Origin of the sequence: uncultured Frigoribacterium sp. (genome assembly GCF_963515265.1) — a bacterium.
Taxonomy (GTDB): domain Bacteria; phylum Actinomycetota; class Actinomycetes; order Actinomycetales; family Microbacteriaceae; genus Frigoribacterium.
Genome location: NZ_CAUPYL010000207.1, coordinates 1 through 4445, shown reverse-complemented (window position 1 = coordinate 4445; position 4445 = coordinate 1). Strand labels below are relative to the sequence as shown.

3 protein-coding genes are annotated in these 4445 nt (G+C 73.1%); all 3 read left to right on the top strand.

Features of this window, described 5'->3' with window-relative positions; all coding sequences use genetic code 11:
• On the top strand, positions 1-1171 hold a 1171-nt coding region (locus RWM17_RS12615), incomplete at its 5' end, for an anthranilate synthase component I family protein (RefSeq protein ID WP_314104171.1).
• Positions 1172-1275: 104 nt separating this feature from the next.
• A complete protein-coding gene (gene leuS, locus RWM17_RS12610; RefSeq protein WP_399540484.1) occupies positions 1276-3906 on the top strand; it encodes a leucine--tRNA ligase in 2631 nt (876 codons plus the stop codon).
• Between the two features lie 97 nt (positions 3907-4003).
• Positions 4004-4445: SLBB domain-containing protein (locus RWM17_RS12605; RefSeq protein ID WP_314104170.1), on the top strand; the 442-nt coding region annotated here is incomplete at its 3' end.

Genomic DNA, 4445 nt, shown 5'->3' with positions numbered 1-4445 from the left:
CGGCTACGGCGTCGGGACCTGGCTCCTCGACCGGGACGCGACCGTCGGCGTGGGCCAGGGCGCGCCTCCCTCGGTCACGGCCGGGCTCGTGCCCGCCCCCGACGCCCCCGCGGACCTCGCGCTCCTGCTGACCGACCGCGCGCTGGTCTTCGACCACGGCGACAGGACGGTGGAGGCGGTGGTCCTGGGCGACGACCGCTGGCTGTCGGCCGTCGCGGCGGCCTGGCGCGACGTCCCCGAGGGCGAACCCGGGCACCCGTCCGAGCCCACGGCACCGTCGCGCCCCGCCGTGCGCCAGCACGACGACGACGCCTACCTCGCGCTCGTCGAGCGCTGCCAGCAGGCCATCACGGCGGGCGACGCCTACGTGCTCTGCCTCACGACGAGGACCACGGTCGAGGGCGACGTGGACGACCTGGCCGTCTACCGGAGGCTGCGCCGGTCCTCTCCGGCTCCGCACGCCTCCTTCGTGCGGATCGGCCCGACGTCGGTGCTCGGGGCCTCGCCCGAGTCGTTCCTCCGGGTCGACGCGGAGGGGGCGGTCTCGTCGTCCCCGATCAAGGGGACCCGGCCGCGGTCGGCGGACGCGGCGCTCGACGCCCGCGCCGCCGCCGAGCTCGGCGCGGACGAGAAGGAGCTCGCGGAGAACCTGATGATCGTCGACCTCGTGCGCAACGACCTCACCCGCGTCGCGGCGCCCGGCACCGTCGCAGTGGCCGAGCTGTTCGCCGTGCGGTCCTACCGCCACGTGCACCAGCTGGTGAGCACGGTGACGGCCGTCCTGGCCCCGGGGCGCACCGCCCTCGACGTCGTGGAGACGGCCTTCCCCGCCGGCTCGATGACCGGCGCGCCGAAGCGCCGGGCCGTGCAGCTGCTCGCCGCGTGGGAGGGGCGGCCGCGCGGCGTCTACTCGGGCGTCGTGGGGCATCTCGGCCTGGACGGCTCCGCCTCGCTCGCCATGGCCATCCGGTCGATCGTCGTCGAGCGCGCGACGTCGCGACGGCCCGGCCGCGCGAGCGTCGGCGCCGGGGGAGGCATCACCGCATCGTCGGTGCCGTCCGTCGAGCTCGAGGAGGTGCGGCTGAAGTCTGCCGCCCTGCTGCGCGCCCTCGACGCGGTCGCGGCGGGCGCCTCCTCGGCTCCCGCCGTGCCGACGCAGCCCGTGCCCTGACGAGACGGTCGGCCCGCTACCCTGGACGACGGACCGCCCCGCGCGTGCGCCCCTCAGGGCGCCCTCGGGCTGCCCACCTCCCCACCGCAGCGATTGAGAGTCCCGTGGCCCACGAGCACGACACGACAGCGTCCGCCGACCAGGCGTCCACCACCCCGGCGTCCGAGACCCCGGCCCACGCCGAGGGCGAGACGGAGCGCGCCTACGACCCTGCTCGCCTGCAGCAGAAGTGGCAGGCGATCTGGGAGGAGGCGAAGCCCTTCGCCGTCGACCCGGACGACGTGCGGCCGCGCAAGTACATCCTCGACATGTTCCCGTACCCCTCGGGCGACTTGCACATGGGGCACGCCGAGCAGTACGCGCTCGGCGACATGGTCACGCGCTACTGGCGCCAGCAGGGCTTCAACGTGCTGCACCCGATCGGCTGGGACAGCTTCGGCCTGCCCGCCGAGAACGCCGCCATCAAGCGCGGGGTCGACCCCCGCGAGTGGACCTACGCGAACATCGAGCAGCAGAAGCAGAGCATGAAGCTCTACGCGCCGTCGTTCGACTGGGACCGCGTGCTGCACACGAGCGACCCCGAGTACTACAAGTGGAACCAGTGGCTGTTCCTGCAGATGTACGACAAGGGCCTCGCCTACCGCAAGGACAGCTGGGTCAACTGGGACCCGGTCGACCAGACCGTGCTCGCGAACGAGCAGGTCCTGGCCGACGGCACGTCCGACCGCTCGGGCGCCGTCGTCGTCAAGAAGAAGCTGACGCAGTGGTACTTCAAGATCACCGACTACGCCGACCGCCTGCTCGACGACCTCAACCAGCTCGAGGGCCACTGGCCGACCAAGGTGCTGAACATGCAGCGCAACTGGATCGGCCGGTCGATCGGTGCCGACGTGCACTTCGAGATCGAGGGCAGGGAGGAGCGGGTCACGGTCTTCACGACCCGTCCCGACACGCTCTGGGGCGCCACCTTCATGGTCGTCGCGCCCGACTCCGACCTCGCGGCCGAGCTCGTCGCCGACGCGACCGACGACGTCAAGGAGACCTTCGCCTCCTACCTGGTCGAGGTGCAGAAGGCGACCGAGATCGAGCGCCAGTCGAGCGAGCGCCCGAAGACCGGCGTGCCCCTCGGGCGCGTCGCGGTGAACCCGGTCACGGGCGACCCGATGCCCGTCTGGGCCGCGGACTACGTGCTCGCCGACTACGGCCACGGCGCCGTCATGGCCGTGCCCGCGCACGACCAGCGCGATCTCGACTTCGCCCGCAAGTACGACCTGCCGGTCCGCGTCGTCGTCGACACCAACGCGCCCGTCACGGGCGTCATCCCCAAGCTGCAGCTGGACGACGAGGGCCAGGCGATCCTGCCCGACGACCTGCCCGACCTCGACCCCGCGTCGACCGGCGTCGCCCTGACCGGCGAGGGCCGGTTGATGAACTCGGGGCCGCTCACCGGCCTGAGCAAGTCGAACGCGATCAAGCGCGTGATCGAGCTGCTCGAGCAGTCGGGTTCCGGCAAGGCCGCGAAGACCTACCGCCTCCGCGACTGGCTCATCTCGCGCCAGCGCTTCTGGGGAACGCCGATCCCGATCGTGCACGGCGCCGACGGCGTCGAGGTCCCCGTGCCCGTCGACCAGCTGCCCGTGCTGCTGCCCCCGACGGAGGGCCTCGACCTCAAGCCCAAGGGCAGCTCGCCCCTCGGCGCCGCGACCGACTGGGTGAACGTGCCCGACCCGCGCGACGGCTCGCCCGCGCGCCGCGACGCCGACACGATGGACACCTTCGTCGACAGCTCGTGGTACTTCCTCCGGTTCCTCGACCCGACCGACACCGAGCGGGCGTTCGACCCGGCCCAGGCGAGCAAGTGGGCCCCCGTCGACCAGTACGTGGGCGGCGTCGAGCACGCGATCCTGCACCTGCTCTACGCGCGCTTCATCACCAAGGTGCTCTTCGACCTCGGCCACGTCGACTTCACGGAGCCGTTCAGCGCCCTGCTGAACCAGGGCATGGTGCTGCAGGACGGCGCGAAGATGAGCAAGAGCAAGGGCAACGTCGTCAGCCTGTCCGACGAGATCACGAAGCACGGCGTCGACGCGATCCGCCTGACGATGGCCTTCGCCGGCCCGCCCGAGGACGACATCGACTGGGCCGACGTCTCGCCGGCAGGGTCCGCGAAGTTCCTCGCCCGGGCGTTCCGGCTGGCGACCGACGTCGACAGCCCGCGCGACGTGGTCTGGGCCGAGGGCGACCAGGCGCTGCGCCGGGTCACCCACCGGTTCCTCGCCGAGGCCCCGGGCCTCAGCGAGGCGTTCAAGTACAACGTCGTCGTCGCCCGCCTCATGGAGCTCGTCAACGCCGTCCGCAAGACGATCGACAGCGGCGCCGGCGCCGCCGACCCCGCGGTCCGCGAAGCGACGGAGACGGTGGCCCTCGGGCTCTCGCTCTTCGCGCCCTACACGGCGTCGGAGATGTGGGAGCTGCTCGGCTACGACGGCGTGGGTGTCGCCCACTTCGGCTGGCGCCGGGCCGACCCGACCCTGCTCGTCGAGACCAGCGTGACGGCCGTCGTGCAGGTGAACGGCAAGGTCCGCGACCGTCTCGAGGTCTCGCCCAAGATCGGGTCCGACGAGCTCGAGGCCTTGGCCCGCGACTCCGCGGCGGTGCAGCGCGCGGTCGGCGACAAGCAGATCGTGAACGTCGTCGTGCGTGCGCCGCGCCTCGTCGCCATCGCGGTGAAGTAGCGCACTCGCTCCTCCCCGTCGCCGACCGGCCGTCCTGGTTCCCCAGGGCGGCCGTCGTCGTCTGCGGGTGCCGAGCCGCTCCTCCTACCGTCGGGGGATGGTCGTCGACTTCCGCTCCGCGCCCGATCCGGCAGCCCCCCGCGGGCCGCGCTGGCGCCTCGGCGTCGGGGCCGTCGTCGTGCTCGTGCTGGCGGTGCTCGCGGTCACCGTCGCGGTCTCGGCGACGGCGACCCGAGGAGGCGCGGGCGAGACCGCGATCACGTCACGGCCGACGCCCGCCGACGGGTCGCCCGGGGCGGCCGGCCCGTCGGGGGAGCCCGCGGCGACCGATTCGCCCGTCTTCGTGCACGTGCACGGCAGGGTCGCGCTGCCTGGTCTCTACGAGCTGCCGCCGGGGGCACGGGTCGTCGACGTCGTCGCGGCGGCGGGGGGCTTCGCCGACGACGCCGAGCAGGGCGCGGTCAACCTGGCTCGGCCCCTCGTCGACGGCGAGCAGCTGTACGTCCCGGCGGTGGGGGAGGCGGCGGACGGGCCTGGCG